Source organism: Mucilaginibacter sp. NFX135, from assembly GCF_048565145.1.
Lineage (GTDB): Bacteria > Bacteroidota > Bacteroidia > Sphingobacteriales > Sphingobacteriaceae > Mucilaginibacter.
On the sequence record NZ_CP183412.1, the window covers coordinates 413125 to 429301 of the forward strand.

Annotated in this window: 16 protein-coding genes and 1 tRNA gene; 6 read left to right on the plus strand and 11 right to left on the minus strand. The window is 43.8% G+C overall.

Annotated features, from left to right (window positions below):
- Nucleotides 1–101: 101 nt before the first annotated feature.
- From ACNURT_RS01765 to ACNURT_RS01790, 6 genes are all read right to left on the minus strand, one after another.
- On the minus strand, nt 102–419 hold the full coding sequence (locus tag ACNURT_RS01765) for a hypothetical protein (RefSeq protein WP_419700285.1): 318 nt from the start codon (nt 417–419) through the stop codon (nt 102–104).
- Nucleotides 416–685 carry a helix-turn-helix domain-containing protein gene (locus ACNURT_RS01770; RefSeq protein ID WP_419700286.1) on the minus strand — a complete coding sequence of 90 codons (270 nt, stop codon included), beginning with the start codon at nt 683–685 and terminating at the stop codon, nt 416–418. The genes ACNURT_RS01765 and ACNURT_RS01770 overlap by 4 nt, the downstream gene beginning before the upstream one ends.
- 207 nt (nt 686–892) lie before the next feature.
- Nucleotides 893–1654, minus strand: a complete 762-nt coding sequence (locus tag ACNURT_RS01775; RefSeq protein ID WP_419700287.1) for a hypothetical protein — start codon at nt 1652–1654, stop codon at nt 893–895.
- A 168-nt stretch (nt 1655–1822) separates the two neighbouring features.
- A complete protein-coding gene (locus ACNURT_RS01780; RefSeq protein WP_419700288.1) occupies nt 1823–2791 on the minus strand; it encodes a hypothetical protein in 969 nt (322 codons plus the stop codon).
- Nucleotides 2792–2797: 6 nt separating this feature from the next.
- A complete protein-coding gene (locus tag ACNURT_RS01785) occupies nt 2798–3976 on the minus strand; it encodes a hypothetical protein (RefSeq protein ID WP_419700289.1) in 1179 nt (392 codons plus the stop codon).
- 33 nt (nt 3977–4009) lie between these two features.
- Nucleotides 4010–4414, minus strand: coding sequence for a hypothetical protein (locus ACNURT_RS01790; RefSeq protein WP_419700290.1), 405 nt, complete (start codon nt 4412–4414; stop codon nt 4010–4012).
- A 229-nt stretch (nt 4415–4643) separates the two neighbouring features.
- On the opposite strand from ACNURT_RS01790, the gene ACNURT_RS01795 reads away from it, so the two are divergent.
- The 4 genes from ACNURT_RS01795 to ACNURT_RS01810 are packed head-to-tail and all read left to right on the plus strand — an operon-like array spanning nt 4644 to nt 7662.
- Nucleotides 4644–5576 carry a hypothetical protein gene (locus ACNURT_RS01795; protein WP_419700291.1) on the plus strand — a complete coding sequence of 311 codons (933 nt, stop codon included), beginning with the start codon at nt 4644–4646 and terminating at the stop codon, nt 5574–5576.
- Nucleotides 5577–5590: 14 nt separating this feature from the next.
- Nucleotides 5591–6259 (plus strand): hypothetical protein, encoded by a 669-nt coding sequence (locus tag ACNURT_RS01800; protein WP_419700292.1) that lies wholly within the window; start codon nt 5591–5593, stop codon nt 6257–6259.
- Nucleotides 6232–7017 (plus strand): sensor histidine kinase, encoded by a 786-nt coding sequence (locus ACNURT_RS01805; protein ID WP_419700293.1) that lies wholly within the window; start codon nt 6232–6234, stop codon nt 7015–7017. Before ACNURT_RS01800 ends, ACNURT_RS01805 begins: the two co-directional genes overlap by 28 nt.
- Nucleotides 7018–7020: 3 nt before the next feature.
- Nucleotides 7021–7662 (plus strand): response regulator transcription factor, encoded by a 642-nt coding sequence (locus ACNURT_RS01810; RefSeq protein WP_419700294.1) that lies wholly within the window; start codon nt 7021–7023, stop codon nt 7660–7662.
- Nucleotides 7663–8785: 1123 nt separating this feature from the next.
- Here the strand turns inward: ACNURT_RS01810 and ACNURT_RS01815 are convergent.
- The 5 genes from ACNURT_RS01815 to metG form a co-directional block, all read right to left on the minus strand.
- A complete protein-coding gene (locus ACNURT_RS01815; protein ID WP_419700295.1) occupies nt 8786–9439 on the minus strand; it encodes a nucleotidyl transferase AbiEii/AbiGii toxin family protein in 654 nt (217 codons plus the stop codon).
- Nucleotides 9397–9903, minus strand: a complete 507-nt coding sequence (locus tag ACNURT_RS01820) for a DUF6922 domain-containing protein (RefSeq protein ID WP_419700296.1) — start codon at nt 9901–9903, stop codon at nt 9397–9399. The genes ACNURT_RS01815 and ACNURT_RS01820 overlap by 43 nt, the downstream gene beginning before the upstream one ends.
- A gap of 102 nt (nt 9904–10005) precedes the next feature.
- Entirely contained in the window at nt 10006–11301 is a 1296-nt protein-coding gene (locus ACNURT_RS01825) for a site-specific integrase (RefSeq protein WP_419700297.1), read from the minus strand.
- Nucleotides 11302–11560: 259 nt separating this feature from the next.
- Nucleotides 11561–11632, minus strand: a tRNA-Arg gene (locus ACNURT_RS01830).
- Between the two features lie 143 nt (nt 11633–11775).
- Complete coding sequence (metG, locus tag ACNURT_RS01835) at nt 11776–13848, minus strand: methionine--tRNA ligase (protein ID WP_419700298.1); 2073 nt, start codon at nt 13846–13848, stop codon at nt 11776–11778.
- Between the two features lie 557 nt (nt 13849–14405).
- Between metG and ACNURT_RS01840 the strand changes: the two genes are divergently transcribed.
- Together ACNURT_RS01840 and ACNURT_RS01845 are read left to right on the plus strand one after the other, a co-directional pair.
- On the plus strand, nt 14406–15362 hold the full coding sequence (locus ACNURT_RS01840; RefSeq protein ID WP_419700299.1) for a S66 peptidase family protein: 957 nt from the start codon (nt 14406–14408) through the stop codon (nt 15360–15362).
- Between the two features lie 344 nt (nt 15363–15706).
- A complete protein-coding gene (locus ACNURT_RS01845) occupies nt 15707–16114 on the plus strand; it encodes a DoxX family protein (protein WP_419700300.1) in 408 nt (135 codons plus the stop codon).
- Nucleotides 16115–16177: the final 63 nt, after the last annotated feature.

Genomic DNA, 16177 nt, shown 5'->3' on the forward strand with positions numbered 1-16177 from the left:
ATCTGTATAGCTGCCTATCCGTATATCGGTATAACCATTTATACCGATATGTCGCTATCGGGATAGGCCGATATACAGATCTACCGATACAAAGTATCGGGCTACACTTCCCAACTGGCAGGCCAGTAAACCTGGCTGCCGAGTTTCGGATGGTATGATGGTTCATAGTGGATGTAACCATATTCATCAAGTTCTCTGATACACTTGTGATATGTTGCAATGGATGCTATCCGGCTAAAAGCCATCAGTGTCTTTCTGGTAATTGAGAATGGGCTTTTAAAACCACCGCGCTGCCATTGGACGAATAAAGCGCTGAACAAGCCGATATGGGTTGCATTCAGCCGCCCATCCATGCTCATGCGTTTGAGCAGCTTACTGTAACCGGCAAGTTCACTGACCGCAATTCTACTAGTACTCATTGCATACCTCCTTCAAGTAACTTGTTGATGTCTTCGAGCTTGTAATACATGATGCTGCCGATACGGGTATAACTCAGTGTCCCGTTGATGCGCAGGTTCTGTAACGTGCCTGGTGATATTTTTAGCAGCTTTCGTACTTCGTTACTTTTGAGCCATTTTTTGGACTGGCCTTGGCCGTCCAGTTGAACGAGTCTTTTAATTTCTGTTAACAGTTCGCTTTTAAATTCATTCAGATCTTGTTTAGTGATCAGTTCACTTGCATTCATAATCGCCTCCTTCGTTAAATCGTTTATTTGTTTTCCGAATGTGCCGGATACAGAAACAAAGGTGTGGGTAAAGCGATATTTTTCATTACCATAGGCCAAGCTATGGTAACGGCAGGCAAAGCATAGTGCTGAAATAGATTGGAGTGAATAGTTTAGAGGCAATTGTTAACGTTTGCTTGCAAAAGAAAACCTATGTGAAGCACTCGATTAGATTGCCCTGCTTTTTGCGGAAATGATGCTGAAGTGCTGATTTTCGGAAGGAATAACAGATGACCTGCTACTCGGTTTACTTGGGTCACGCGGGTAATAACGCCGTACACGGTCAAACTTTATCGGTTCACCGTCTTCCTGAAAGTACCGGCAGATCAGTTTGGCCCAAGTGATGGGCATCTGTGAAAATACGAGTTCCTTATCGTTAACTTTCAGTTCCGCGATCTTTTTGAACAGGTCAACTACGGTAAGGAAATGGCCGCTGGCAATATTGATGGGAAAGTCGGTGTCCCATTTCTCAGCCTCCCTGCGTTCATCCATCAGGCGTTGCAACTGTTCTTTGAGTATCTTGATCTGACCTTCCTTCTCTGCAATAATCTCAGCGTGGGTACGGCCGAGGTTCCATTCATCAATACTTTGAAGATATTCTTTGAATCGATTGAGGTGAAATTTATACCGGAAGTTGCGAGAATGGTCGGAGGTATACCTGTCTTTATGTCTTAATTGTGCAATTGCATCCTGTATGACTTCCCATACGTACCTAAAGAACTCCTGCTCGGTTGCATCATCATACTTAGGTAGAAAGAATTGCAAGTGATATTTATACAATTCATTGAACTCTTGTTCCTTCTTTCGATAAAGCCGGTTAAGAAAGTGGTTGTCCTCAACTTGTTTATTCCAAAAAAATGGGCGGCCTATATCATTGGAGTCTTTGTTAAAATCGAACGGTGCTCGGTGTTTAAAGTATTGTTCTCTCATAAGCTGAACTTTAACCTAAAGTTAACAATTTAACTGAATAATTGCATTATGAAGACGAACAAGATCGCAGTATCTCAAACAATAGGTTTACACCTATAGAAGATATTCATGTAAACAAAAAACCGTGAATGAAGAATGACTGATTATCCATCATTCACGGGTAGGTTCCTAATTATACCGTTTTTTTGTTTTGAATTTCAGGCTAAGCAAGTAATAGTGCTGGTTTGCCAGCCCATTAAGCGGATCCGATCCGGCATTATAGGAAAAACCAACAGAAAAATTCTCATTCCTGGTCGGGTATAAGATGAATTCCGCTTTGAATAATGGCAGATAACCTTCGTTATGTGCCGTCGACCCTGCTAACTGGTAACGCCCCACATAACTGACACCAAGTTCCGTAAAAGGTACAAATGGGTCTGTGTTTGTGTTAGTATTCACGCGCCTCCTTGCCGTATCAGGATCAGATGCACGAAGGGCAAGGCGCAGTATCCCATTGTGATAGTTCCGGAAATTATACCCTTTCAGCGCGGGATCGTCTGCCTGAAAATGATCCTGCAATTCAAAGCCCGCGTTATAACCGATAAAGGTCTGCCATTTCCCTTCGCCATGGTACTTGTTGATATTGAGGTGACCTTTCCGGTTGTCCATTAGTTCCTGGGTTAGATAAAGCGTGTAGACAAGTGAATGTGTCGGTGTTTCCAGATCCCGAACATATTCAACAGTATGGTTCATGCTGAAGTAATTGGTGCGAAAAACCCTGATCAGGCCACTCTCATCCACTCCCGAGGTATTCTTGCCGACCAGTAAGGAAAAATTACCGCCGGCCTTATAATTCCGCTGCTTGTCGGTTACGAGATTGTTATAGTTCCCCACGACGAAAGGGCTCAATATTTTTTTATAACTGTTCTCGTCGCTTGCACCAACTTTTATCCAGGTCAATTCATAGCCAATACCTCCGTTGATCAGGAAAGACGATGGCTGACCGGCCGGGATCGTCAGGGAGCCAATTGCTGGCTCCGTTTTCTCATCATTGGATTCAAAAGACTTGCTGATCAGTAGCTCGCTATGCAATTGGGCGAACGATACCGGCATACCGGCGAAGATGGTCAATACCACCCAAAGACTCAATTTTTTCATTTTCTTTTATGCTAAAGTAGTTTCAACCAGATCGACAATATCACCAACAGTACTACAGCCATTGAGTGCTTCTTCGTCCAGCGTTTTAGAACTGTCGATGTCACCGATATAATTGGTCAGCTCCACAAACAGGCTAAAAAAGGTAGTATCGTCGTACTGAAGATTAGTGCTCAGGCTAAAGGCTCTGATATTCGGGGTAGTTTCGGGAAGAGAAAAGCGGCCGGCAATATCGAGCGCAAAACGAATGACCTGGAGCGGATTATAACCGGTTACTGCGGCCTGCGGCCCCTCCAGAAAACGGGCGTTCTCCAGGTTTTTGAGGTACCCCGGGTTCACGCTTTTCAGTATGCCGGCAATATCACTTTTAAGCTGGCCGGCCTTCCCCTGTTTGGCAGCGGCATGGGCACTGCTGGCAGCAGCAAATAAAGCATTGCCGGTAATCTGCAGAGCGCCGGCATTTTTGGAGCTCTCCCTACCCTGTACGGAGCGGGGCTGGGTCATGCTGTCGATGACTTCACGCCATGATCTACCGTCCTTTTCCAGTTTACCTACCGGGTTGATCTCCAGGGTTTCACCAAACTGATTGGCCTGCCACCATTCACCTGTTTCCGGCAGCATCCAGGACAGGTATCCGCCTTTTAATACTTCACGGGGACCGCTGATGGCACCTGAAAAACTATAACGCACACCAGGAGCAGCTAACGGGTCCATGTAATGCGGTGTATAAAAATCTGACACCACGATGCCATTGACCTGGTAAGCAAAAGATTCGTCTTCGCTTGGGTCGCAGACCTCGACCAAATAGTTGACCCTGCCTTGCCCTGCTTTCAGCGATTCGCCAGCAACGAAACGATCTCCAAAAGGATCTGCGATCATTTCGAGCGCTTCATGGCTTACAGTAAGTGATATGACACCTTCTGCCTGAACCAAGGAATAAGGCTGCCCGTTACGGTCCAAATGGATACCAGCCGCTCCGGGAAAATTGATGTCGTCCATAATGAGGATCGGCCAGTAATCAGTAGGCATATCTTCCAGTGATTGGAATGCCTGAATGGTTGCGGGGATGTTCCAGAGCGGCTGAAAGTCCCGGGTGAGCTGCTTTTGTATGGCTGCAGCGATTTGTAAAACCTGTGCCATAGGCACCTTGCGGGTCTGACTGATCAGACCGATATATTTGGTCAGCATGATAAATGAGGGATTATAGTTTAAAAGATTTGTTTAGTGCTGAGGGTGTTCATCTGCCAGCAAAGCTGCACGCTGCCTGTCCGCCAGTGCTTGTTTCTTAGGGAGGTCGGCGTTGAACTTGGAGGTAGCGGTGTTGAACACACTTTCAATAAAGTCTGCGCCGGAATAACCGGCGGCGATAATCGTGGTGACCAGCGCGGCATCCGTTTCCACTGGTTTTAGATTACTTTTGATCAGCAGCGCAATCGCACCGGCTACGAAACCAATAAAAATACTGATCAGGAGCCGGGAAGCGCTGAACTCGTTGGTAGGCTCGCCCGTAACGGTGTTCGCAACGTTACTGTTCGACAGCTTTTTCAGGCCGGCGAGGATACGGATTCCCTGTCCAAGCACGCCCAGGAGGCCGCCCGTAAAAATAAGATTGATGATTAGTGACATACTGATTGCTTTAGTGCCTACTCTTTATGCCCTTTTCGGCTTTCCGGGCTATTTGATATCCTAAAGCAAATCTGGCGAATAGCGCATTTCAGCAACCACGTGAAAAGACCTATTCTTACAGGGTGATTTTACGGTAAAAAAATGAGTTAAACACCTTGGTTTAGTGATAGTTATTGTAGACTTTTGAGACGATAAGTCAACAAAAAATCAAAACTTAAACCCCCGCTTTATGAAAAATCCGATCATCTCCGTCTTTTCAATGTGCCTGATATTATTATTTAATTTCAACGGCCACGCCCGCCCTGCGGAAAAACGCGTTCACAAACATCGTTTATCTATTAAGCGCAGCGCCCCCTATCATTTTGCAAAAGATTCCATGAGCACCTCGGAAGAGAATGCGAGACGGATGGTGCGCGCCTTCAGAAGTAAAAAAGGACTTTTTAACAGCAAAACAAGTGTATGGTTTCCCTATCGATACCTGGAATTACTCGAAAAAAAGCTTATTGAGGATAAAAAGACAAAAAAAGCCGATGGGGTAAGGATCTACCTTGCCAGGAGAAAAGGTCTGAACACTTTTCTATTGGTGCCAACAAAAGACGACGGACAAAATCCCGATTTTGAAAGTGACCCCACTAAACGTGTTCATCTGGACTATTATGATAAACCAATTACTCTTTCCTGGAAACCGGTGGGATGCGGTCATGATGATCAGGAGATCGGAGACGAAGGTGCGACGCTCGATAATCCTAAATGCCCCAAGAGTTCGGCCATCGTTTTCGAAAAACATGATATCACCTGCGAAGAGGCCAGTGCGTATGTCAACAATAATAAGCCACAGGATAATAAAGATATCATCAACACGACCAGTGAATGGTTCGAACTTGATTTCATCACCTATCTGAAAAAGCAGATATTGGCCGCCCGCGCCAAGACGGTAGATGCAGATGGCATTCGCATTTACCTGGCAAGGCATCTGCCGACTGACCCTGGAGATCTGGCAAACAGACATGCTTTTATCATCGTTACCACAAAAAAGGGTAAAGGCGGGAAAAACGTGCACCAGGATTTCTATGAAAATTACTCTTCTGAGAAATTTTTCGCGACCTACGACAATGGCGAACAATGTCTTAACAATTGTCATGGCGTCACATTAATGGACTGATCAAAAAACCGGCAATGCTGAAATATTTAACCATCAATACTGGCTCAGAACTCATCTGCCTGTTGGTGGCCCTGGTCTGCGTGACCAGGGCACGGCAGGCGCACTGGCGGAGCATGACGGCGTACATGCTGCTGGTCTGCATTGCAGAACTCGCAGGCATCTACGTAGAGTACAGTATTCCGGGAACCTACACCCGCAACGAATGGATCTACAACCTGTTGCTGATCGCCCAGGCAGGCCTGATCAACTGGATGTTCAATCAACTGCTGAAAGCCTATCTGCCCATGAGCTGGATCATAACGTCAGCAGGTGTACTCCTGCTGGTATTGTACGGCTATGAGATCCTTGATCATGGCATCGCTTACTATAACCAGCTGACCAATACGGTCATGCTGGTTTTCATCAGCTTGTTTAGTCTGCTGTATTATTACTTCCTGATCAGGGATACTCGATATGTTAGCCTGGCCAGGCATGCGGACTTCTGGTGGGTGACCGGGATCTTCTTTTTTTACTTCGGCACGACGGCTTGCAATGTCTTTTACCACCAGCTGGCCCCAGGCGCAAACAATATGATCAAACACCTGACCTATTACATATACAACGCGTTTATTTTTGTTTTATATGGCTGTTGGAGCTATTCATTTATCTGTAAAAAATGGGAAGTAAGGACTTTACCGGCTTAGTACTGATCACCACCTTGATTTTTTCACTGGCTTTGGTGTTTATCCTGATATATATCATGAGTTATAATAAGCGCAAGCGAGATCATGAAGAAGAAAAGGCCCACATGAAACAGGAGTTTGATATAGAAATGGCCCGGACCGAGCTCGAGGTGATGGAACATACCATGCAGACCATCGGGACAGATCTGCACGACAATATCGGACAACTGCTGAGCCTAACATCTTTCACTCTGAATTCTATCGTAACTTCGGATGTGGAACGCACGCGGGAAAAGGTGGACTCAGCCATCGCCCTTACTAAAAAGTCCATCCGGGAGATGCGCCTGCTGGGAAAACTACTGCAGGGTGAACAACTGCTGGGCCAAGGTCTTCAGGCAGCCGTTGAACAGGAAATGGAATGGCTTGGGCGTTCGGAGCAATTCCATGTTTCCTGTGATGTTGACGGCGTATTCCTGCCGGAGAACAACCAGGAGAAAGACCTGATCATTTTCCGCATCCTTCAGGAGATTCTTAACAACGTGATCAAACACGCTCAGGCGAGCCTGATCGAGCTGTCGCTAACAGAGAAAGATGGACAGCTTACGTTGGAGGTCAGCGACAATGGAATCGGTTTTGAAATGAGTTCCGGGCGCTCAGTGCACGAAGGCATGGGCCTTAAGAACATCAGCAGGCGAGCGAGACTCATCGGTGGGAACACGACGATCAGATCCATCCCCGGCAGCGGCACCACAATCACCATTCATATACCTTATTTATAATTCATGCAAAGAGATCCCATTAAAGTAGCTATTGTCGACGATCATACCCTTTTCAGGAATGGCGTAGCCGGTCTCATGAACGAATTTCCTGAGATCGATGTCCTGTTTGAAGGGGCAAACGGCCAGCAATTACAGATGCTGCTGCAAAAGCACCCCTTACCGGATGTGATCCTGATGGATATTAATATGCCTGTCATTGATGGCTATACGGCTACGGCATGGCTAAAAGCTAATCACCCCACTGTAAAGGTTCTGGCACTGAGCATGTTTGAGGATGATAAAGCGGTCCTAAAAATGATACGAAGCGGTGCCTGCGGTTATGTGCTGAAGGAGGCTTCTCCGTTGGAATTGCTGGAAGCAATCAAAACAGTAGACTTGAAAGGTGTTTATATCAATGAACTGGTGACAGGCAAACTGATGCGCTCTGTACGAAATCCAAGCGAAGATGCCGGTCTGACTGCAAAGGAGACGGAATTCCTCAAGCTCTGCTGCTCCGAACTTACTTACAAAGAAATGGCTGACCAGTTATTCGTGAGCCCAAGGACTGTGGATAATTACAGGGAATCCCTGTTTCTGAAATTGCGGTTAAAGTCCCGGAGCGGGCTGATCCTGTTTGCTATACAAAATGAGATCTTTAAATTCTGAATGTATCGAGGTGTCAAAGACCAGTTACGATAATGCGTACAGGCATCAGGTAAATTGTTCCAAGGCTTGGTTCTGTCGGGATTAAATTGATAGGCGATATATAAAAGTACATTTTTAATATCAAATACACTTTGTGATATTAATCGAGCAGGCCCTGATGATAATAAATAGTTATCTGTTTTTGAAAACGAACTGATCTGCTTCGGTGGATAAATACTTGAAGATTATTTACTGACGTTAAATGAATACCAAAGAGAGGAAAAGATTGTGAGTCTTCCAGCCTAACCGCCCTTATATGAGGTAAAATGTGCTTTGCTGACTTACGAAAACAATTTACGAGCTCTTTTTTCAAACCTCAAAATATTGCTCCGTTACGTATTTCCTCCAGGTTGAGATAGCAAGAAATGTATTGCGTTAATCCTGGCAGCCACTTAACTCAATAATATTTTTTCTTTAAATTGAAAGATGGCAATTATTTGATCCTGTATTATTAGTTGTTTTATATGGTCTTCATGGCTAGACAAATCCAAAACAGAACCGCTTAGTTAATGCGGTTTTATATAGTTCAAAGAAGTGTATCTTTAGGTATTTAATTCCAACTCATAAAAAGGTTGGGGGTCGACACCTAACGGACTTACTTTTCTGAATGTGACTATGGAACTAATTTACTTATACATTGGAGACGATGGAAAGAATATAAAAGACTGCGAGTTCAATTTTTCTCCTGCGTATCGAATTTCATACGATCAAAATAAACACTTCATCAACGTTCGTAAAAATGAGGCATACTTGCCCAATTTTTGGGAAGCTGACAACATTTCCAACATCACTGCGATCATAGGGAAAAATGGAGCGGGGAAAAGCAACCTGTTGGAATTTATCTTCAGATATTATGCAAGCTCCTCTGGGCTAAGCCATATACCCAGGATGAATTTAATTCATATCTATCAGTTAAATGGAAACTTATATTCAAATAGAAATGATGTTGCCAGTAACTATGACTTGCATGATAAACATTACATTCAATATCCACTGAACAATTTTCGGAAGGATGTGACTACAAAATTCCTATACTATTCTGCTCATTACGAAAAGAATATTCTGTTTGACCTTGGCGGGGGAATCACGTCTGAAGACGGACGATATTCTTATTTAAAATGAGTTCATGTTCAGCAATGGCAGCTTTGATCGACTTTTCGATAATCGGCCATTTAAATTCATCCTTGATAAGCCGGATCTCGGTTGTAAAATCTATATCTTGGTGATGAAGCAGTGACATCCTTACTTGATAACTATCCGTGTTAGGATATTTAATAGAGTAGGCATCGACGATCTGCTGATAGGGCATTTCTTTCAATAGGTAATGGATATCCACAAAATCTTTTACCCGTGTACCATTGCCCACTATAGCGTTGATCTTCATCGCAGCGATATCTTCTAAACCAAGCATTCGGATACCTTCAGGATCGAGTACTGGGTTTACGTGAGGGTAGTTGTGCAACAACATATCCAGCCTTACGCCACTAATATGACCAGTTAAAAAATTGTTACGTGCATTTAAGATAGTTGCCTGATGATTATCGTTTAAGTGCTTAGCCAATTCCAAACCATTAAAATTATCGGCCGTAAAAAGATCTATATCGATAGATAACCGGTGCCCAAGCATTAATGATAGCGCCGTGCCTCCTACTAAATAAAATTTTTTTAATTTTTCATCATCCATCAAACGATGGATCAATTCCAGTGTTCCTGGCGTAACTGTTTCCTTGTGTAGCATTTGAGTTGAGTTTTACTCAACTGAAAATAGGTACAAGCGGCTTCCATGCCGTGGTCGGTTAAATAAGGTATATCTTCTGTTAATGCACTAATTACGCGGTTCCTGGTGTAAAAGTTGATCATCGCTTCCCATTCTGCGGGTAGCCCTCTTTCGATGACACGTTCTATTACCGTCCGATAACTCCGCTGCCAATCCATTTTATCATAGTCAAACTCCCAGAATAAATGTTTCGGCAGGTCGGGTTTAGCGGATCGTTGTTGCACCGGTTTTCTTTCTATGCGGATCTCATCATTTTCAAACGGGATCTTTCTCTTTGACAGGTAATTATTCAGCGTGTTATAGTTATAAGCGGGATGATTTTCACAGAAATTTTTCAGGCTGGAGAATACTTCCAAACTATGCTCAGCCAGTTTTTTCCACTGAACTACCAATACGCGCCGGTTTTGATCTGTCTGTTCCTGCATTATACAAAGATATGTAAAATAACTTTTCAACCAATATTGTACAATATTTGTCAATTGAAGTGTTAAATAAAGATTCTAATATGATATCCGGTCGTGTGTTTCTTAACGAAACATGCTGACTACACGCCCCATTTCAATTTGTTCCGGCCCAGTAGCCTCAAAGTTGCTGGTCGTTATAGCCTTATCATATAGCCGTTCTTGAAGCTTCTGCATATCCTCGCTTGTTTTGCTATCTAGCACCTTTGCGTAATGTTGCGTTGTCTTAATACTATTGTGTCCGAGCATTTTTGAAACAGTTTCCATTGGAACTCCATTAGATAAAGTAACTGTAGTGGCAAAAGTGTGCCGGGCCATATGAAAGGTCAACGTTTTGTTGATCCCACACAAGTCGCCAATTTCCTTTAGATAACTGTTCATCCGTTGGTTGGTCAGTACCGGTAAGAGCAGTGACCTGCGTACGCAAACAGGATGGTCTTTGTAATTTTCTATAATTTCCAGTGCCTCTTTCAATAAGGGGATATGTGATGGGGTATCCGTCTTATGTCTTTTGGTAAACACCCATAACATATCGTCGTCGCCTTTAGCTATCTCACCTGGAGTCAATTTCTGCACATCGATATAGGCCAGCCCTGTATAGCAGCTGAAAATAAAAATATCCCGCACGAGATTCAGCCGTTCGACACTTAACGCTTTATTTCGGATAAGGTCCAACTCATGCTTTGTTAAAAAAGTTCTTGGCGAAGGCTTAGCGGTCGATTTATAATGTAAAAAAGGATTGGCGACGATCCATCTGTTGGCAAGGCAAATCAAGATGATCTTTTTTAAGTGTTTGACATATTTGTCAGCTGAAATAGGGATACAATTCTTTTCGGTCCGCAAATAGAAGTCATAGTCTTTTATAAAATTAAAATCGACTTTCCGCAATTCATAGTCCGGTCGTTTAAATTTCCATTCGATAAATTCACGCGCATGTTTAAAAGAGCTTTTAAAGGTTTTGAGCGTGTTAGCCCCAAAGCCTCTACCAATCAGGGATTCCATTTGTTTATTGTGATCGCTGAAAATCTCCAACAACATTTTAGATTTTTTTCCTTTCCCGTCCAGTTCGTTCCGCAAGGTATCGGCAGTGATCTCTTCTTCACTGTCCAACAGGCGGGTATGGATACGTTTCAGCTTCGCCAGAATACTATCCAAATGGGCATTTAAACTCCTTGCATCCTCCGTATTTCCACGGGCTTTTCCGCGTTTTTCGTCCCATTTTTCAGGTTCGATTCCCCGCCCGATAGTTGCTTCACTCCTTTTTCCGTCCACGGAAATGCGCAAATAGATAGGCTGACTGCCTGATTCATAGCCTTTTACCTTCTTTAGATAAAAAAGCAGGTTAAAATTTTTCGTCTTCATTTACTCACCAGCTTTGATTAAATAATCGTTACAAACCTACATTTACAGGCCCCAAAAATCAAGATGTTCAAATTTTGAACTGGTTGACAATCAGTTATTTACGACACTTTTGGTGAGTAAATCGGTAATCGACCAAAAAACGCTCTAAAACTCACCTGAGTAGTGAAAAAAGGTGCATAAAATGGTCATTTTACCAAAATCAAAAAGCCTGTAAATATTTGATTTACAGGCTTTTGATTGTTTTTGAATTAAGCGTATGTGGTCCCGACGAGAATCGAACTCATATCTAGAGTTTAGGAAACTCCTATTCTATCCGTTGAACTACGGGACCTTTATGGTTTGCCGAATGGTACATCCGCAAACAGTTTGCAAAGGTGCAAATTATCAATGAAAAATCACACCCTCACCTGCAAAATTTGTTAGTGACCTGTTTCCATATCTGCAAATTTGAAATATGCACATCCGCATATCTAATTACCTGATAACCGCTCCGTTATGAAAATCATCTACAGGGGTTACAAAGCTAAGCTTGCCTGTACTGTCTTCGGCCATCAGGATCATTCCCTGCGAAAAGATACCTTTTATTTCACGGGGCTCCAGGTTTACCAGTATGCTCACTTTTTGACCGATAATAGCTTCTGGTTCATAGTATTCTGCAATGCCAGAAACTACTGTGCGTACGTCAATACCTGTATCAATGGTCAGCTTGAGTAGTTTTTTAGTTTTAGCTATTTTTTCGGCCGCCAGAATAGTACCTGTACGGATATCCATAGTGGCAAACGTTTCGTAATTGATACTTTCTTTAGCCGGTTGCACATCTATTGATTTTGGTGGCTCTGCTGCAGTCTTTTTAGCCTGTAGCTTTTCCAATTGATACATTATCACTTCATCCTCTATCTTTTCAAACAGCAGCGCCGGCGGGTTTAACTGGTGCCCATTGTTAAAATAGATCTCCTGGTCATAATGGATCACCTCATTGGGCCAGTTCAGCATACCGATGATCTTTTTAGCCGTTGCAGGCAAAAATGGCTGTGCACAAGTTGTTAAATGCCCTATCAGCAGCAGGCAATTGTGCAGGGCCTGTTTAGCTCCATCCGGATCCGTTTTAATGGTTTTCCAGGGCTCTTTTTCAGTCAGGTAACGGTTACCCAGGCGGGCTATATCCATTACCGCCTGCAGGGCCTGCCGATAACGGTAAGCCTCCAGGTTCTTTTCTATTTCATCATAATAACCACCTAATTCAGTGTTCAGCGCCTGGTCAGTTAGTTCAATACGATCGGTTTTCGCCTCTATTTTGCCCTCATAAAACTTGTGCATTAATATCATCACCCGGTTCACAAAGTTGCCTAATATAGCTACCAGTTCGTTGTTGATCCGGGCCTGATAATCTTTCCAGGTAAACTCGCTGTCGCTGGTTTCAGGCAATATGGAGGTTAGCACGTAACGCAATTCGTCCTGCTTGTTGGGCAGCTCTTCCAGGTATTCGTGAAGCCAAACGGCATGATTGCGCGAGGTGGAAAGCTTATCACCTTCCAGGTTCAGAAACTCATTGGCAGGCACATTCTGTGGTAAAATATATTCGCCGTGTGCATGCAGTATGGATGGGAAAGTGATGCAGTGGAACACGATATTATCCTTCCCTATAAAATGGATCAAACAAGAGTTATCCTGCTCGTCGGCTTGCTTTTTCCAGTATAATTTCCAGTCTTTGTTGTTATCAATAGCCCATTGTTTGGTGGCAGATATATAGCCGATAGGCGCGTCCATCCAAACATATAGTTTTTTGCCTTTGGCATCTGCCAGCGGAACGTCGATGCCCCAGTCCAGGTCGCGGGTCATGGAACGTGGTTGCAGCCCTTGTTTAAGCCATGATTTGCATTGCCCAAATACGTTTACCTTCCAGCTGCCTTCTTTGGTATCAATCCATTGCTCCAGCCAGGGCTGATATTTATCCAGCGGCAGGTACCAGTGTTTGGTTGGTTTCAAAACCGGCGGTTTTCCGCTCAGTGTTGATATCGGGTTGATCAGGTCGGTTGGACTTAGAGACGTACCGCACTTTTCGCACTGATCGCCGTAGGCATTCTCATTATGGCAATTAGGGCAGGTACCAATAATATATCTGTCGGCCAAAAACTGGTCAAAATCCCCATCATAATACTGCTCGCTTATTTTTTCAATAAACTCATCTTTCTCGTACAGGTTCAGGAAAAACTCCTGCGATAGCTCATGATGTATCGGTGACGACGTACGGTGATAAATGTCAAAAGCTATCCCAAACTGCTCAAAGCTATCTTTTATCTGCTCATGATATTTATCTATAATAGCCTGTGGCGTAGTACCTTCCTTTTTGGCCTTAATGGTTATGGCGGCGCCATGCTCGTCAGAACCACAAACGTATACTACATCTTTTTTTTTGAGCCTCAGGTGGCGAACAAAAATGTCACCGGGGATATATGCCCCGGCCAGGTGGCCAATATGCAGCGGACCATTAGCATAAGGCAAGGCAGATGTTATAGTGAAGCGTTTGTATTTGTTGAGTTGTGACATGAATATGCGGCAATGTAAATAAACCGCAAAGATAATTCATTTATGTCGGAAAGTCCGGAGCTGCGGATTTCTTTGCCTTAAAATCTTTTATCAAACTTTCAGGATTACTTGATGAGCCTTATTGTGAAATTCAAACAACCCAAAACTTCTTAAACCTTAATTTTAACACTTTTCAGCTCAAAATCAGGGCAAAAACCTCTCAAAAACTGTTGAAAATTGATTCAAAACCATTGATTTTAACACTTTTTAACAAATTCCTGACAGGGTTTATAGAATTTAAAAAGATTCATAAATTGATTATCAATACTACATACCAAACGGTCGGTTTTTTGCCTTATTCTGACCTTTAATCAAAAAGCACCGATTGCAATTTTCAAGCAATCGGGGCCGTTCGTTCGGTGTACTTAAAGATACGAAAAATGTTTGGCGCCTGTAATAGAGAGGGCCTCACCCCAAGAGCGAGGAAGTTAAAACAGGTTTGATAAAATCCTCTCCTTTGGAAAGGATTTAGGTGAGGCGCCGCTCCAACGAAAGCAAAACTTTTATTATAATTGTCTATGCATAAATCTGCTGACGCCGCTTCTTCCGGACTTACCGACTTCCCAACTTCCGGACTACTACCTCCTTACTTAAAAAAGGGCGATAAGATAGCGATCACCTGTCCGGCTAAAAAACTGCCCAGGCCCATGACCGACGCGGTGATCCTGTTACAATCATGGGGGCTCGAAGTGGTTTTGGGCGATACCATAACGGCCTCCTATCACCAGTTTGCCGGCGATGACGATCTGCGAGCGCAGGATCTGCAACGTTTTATTGATGATGACAGCATTAAAGCCATTATAGCGGCACGTGGGGGCTATGGCACTATCCGGATGATTGATAAGGTTGATTTCAGCCGCTTTGCTCAAAACCCCAAATGGCTCATTGGCTTTAGTGATATTACTGTGCTGCATACCCATCTGTTTGCCAACTATGGGGCACAAACCATACATGGGCAAATGCCGGTTAATATCCCGGATGCTTCCACGCATTCCCTCGATACATTGCGCATGGCCCTGTTTGGCGAAGCCTTAAGTTATCAATACCATGTCCATGGTTTAAGCCGCAACGGCGAGGGCTCGGGAATATTGGTAGGCGGTAATTTATCCCTACTGGTAACCGTATCCGGCTCGGTGTCTGACATCGACTATAGCGGTAAAATATTATTTATAGAAGATGTTGGCGAATATCTTTACTCGGTTGACCGTATGCTGCGCAGCCTGAAACGGGCAGGCAAGCTTGCCCAGCTTGCGGGCCTCATAGTTGGCGGATTTACCGACATGAAAGATAACGATATCCCCTTTGGGCAAACCGTACCCGAAATTGTGATGGACATTGTACAGGAGTATGATTATCCCGTATGTTTTGATTTCCCAGCCGGGCACATCCCCGATAATTGCAGTTTAATTTTTGGCAAAAAGGCGCGGCTATCCGTGCAGGGGCAGGAGGTAAGCTTAAAATTTGTTGGACGCTAAGCGAACAAACTTTTTAATATCGACCACAGAATTCCTAATATCGAATGATGAATGGAGATCCATGTTCGATATTTAAGATTCATTATTCGATATTATTTCTTCCATTCCCTGCCCACAGGAGGGGGTGCGGATGGCATGAGTGCTAAGGCAGGAGGGGTTTATACGAGCAACAGAATTATCAAGCGATGAAACCCCTTCCTCCCCCTTTCCGAGGGAAGGAATCGCACGGGGCCGGCTTTTAATGGCGTGAAGGCCTCTCTTGATATATATCATTTCCTTCCCGAAAAGAATTTTATATATTAAATCAAAATTCAATTATATTAAATAAAACACCCCTATAATTTATGGCTATACTGAGCAATTTAAGCAATTACAAAAACTTTGGTCTGCTGATCATCCGTTTGGGCCTGGGCATCACTTTTATTACATACGGCTACCCCATGCTGATGGGCGGCGTAAACGGCTGGAAAGACCTGGGCCATTCTACCAGACACATCGGCGTACATTTTTGGCCGGTAGTGTGGGGATTTCTGGCCGCGGCCACAGAGGCTTTCGGCGGCTTCCTCATCCTCATTGGCTTTGCCTTTCGCCCGGTATGTATACTGATGACACTGACGCTTATTGTAGCCGCAGCCACTCATTTAGGCGAAGGTGAAGGATTTAAGGGCGCCTTGCATGCTGTAGAAGATGCGCTGATATTTGCGGGTTTATTATTTGTTGGCCCGGGCAAATACAGTGTGGATAAAAAATAAGTCGTTTGATTTTAATCTGCAATAAAAAAGGGATTTGCCGTAATGGCAAACCCCTTTTTTATT

Bases quoted from the DNA above. Each gene is read 5' to 3' on its own strand.
- ACNURT_RS01805 (WP_419700293.1), top strand. From the start codon at position 6,232: ATGGGAAGTAAGGACTTTACCGGCTTAGTACTGATCACCACCTTGATT.
- ACNURT_RS01815 (WP_419700295.1), bottom strand. From the start codon at position 9,439: ATGCTACACAAGGAAACAGTTACGCCAGGAACACTGGAATTGATCCAT.
- ACNURT_RS01785 (WP_419700289.1), bottom strand. From the start codon at position 3,976: ATGCTGACCAAATATATCGGTCTGATCAGTCAGACCCGCAAGGTGCCT.
- ACNURT_RS01795 (WP_419700291.1), top strand. From the start codon at position 4,644: ATGAAAAATCCGATCATCTCCGTCTTTTCAATGTGCCTGATATTATTA.
- metG (WP_419700298.1), bottom strand. From the start codon at position 13,848: ATGTCACAACTCAACAAATACAAACGCTTCACTATAACATCTGCCTTG.
- ACNURT_RS01845 (WP_419700300.1), top strand. From the start codon at position 15,707: ATGGCTATACTGAGCAATTTAAGCAATTACAAAAACTTTGGTCTGCTG.
- ACNURT_RS01800 (WP_419700292.1), top strand. From the start codon at position 5,591: ATGCTGAAATATTTAACCATCAATACTGGCTCAGAACTCATCTGCCTG.
- ACNURT_RS01810 (WP_419700294.1), top strand. From the start codon at position 7,021: ATGCAAAGAGATCCCATTAAAGTAGCTATTGTCGACGATCATACCCTT.
- ACNURT_RS01780 (WP_419700288.1), bottom strand. From the start codon at position 2,791: ATGAAAAAATTGAGTCTTTGGGTGGTATTGACCATCTTCGCCGGTATG.
- ACNURT_RS01765 (WP_419700285.1), bottom strand. From the start codon at position 419: ATGAGTACTAGTAGAATTGCGGTCAGTGAACTTGCCGGTTACAGTAAG.
- ACNURT_RS01770 (WP_419700286.1), bottom strand. From the start codon at position 685: ATGAATGCAAGTGAACTGATCACTAAACAAGATCTGAATGAATTTAAA.
- ACNURT_RS01840 (WP_419700299.1), top strand. From the start codon at position 14,406: ATGCATAAATCTGCTGACGCCGCTTCTTCCGGACTTACCGACTTCCCA.
- ACNURT_RS01775 (WP_419700287.1), bottom strand. From the start codon at position 1,654: ATGAGAGAACAATACTTTAAACACCGAGCACCGTTCGATTTTAACAAA.
- ACNURT_RS01825 (WP_419700297.1), bottom strand. From the start codon at position 11,301: ATGAAGACGAAAAATTTTAACCTGCTTTTTTATCTAAAGAAGGTAAAA.
- ACNURT_RS01790 (WP_419700290.1), bottom strand. From the start codon at position 4,414: ATGTCACTAATCATCAATCTTATTTTTACGGGCGGCCTCCTGGGCGTG.
- ACNURT_RS01820 (WP_419700296.1), bottom strand. From the start codon at position 9,903: ATGCAGGAACAGACAGATCAAAACCGGCGCGTATTGGTAGTTCAGTGG.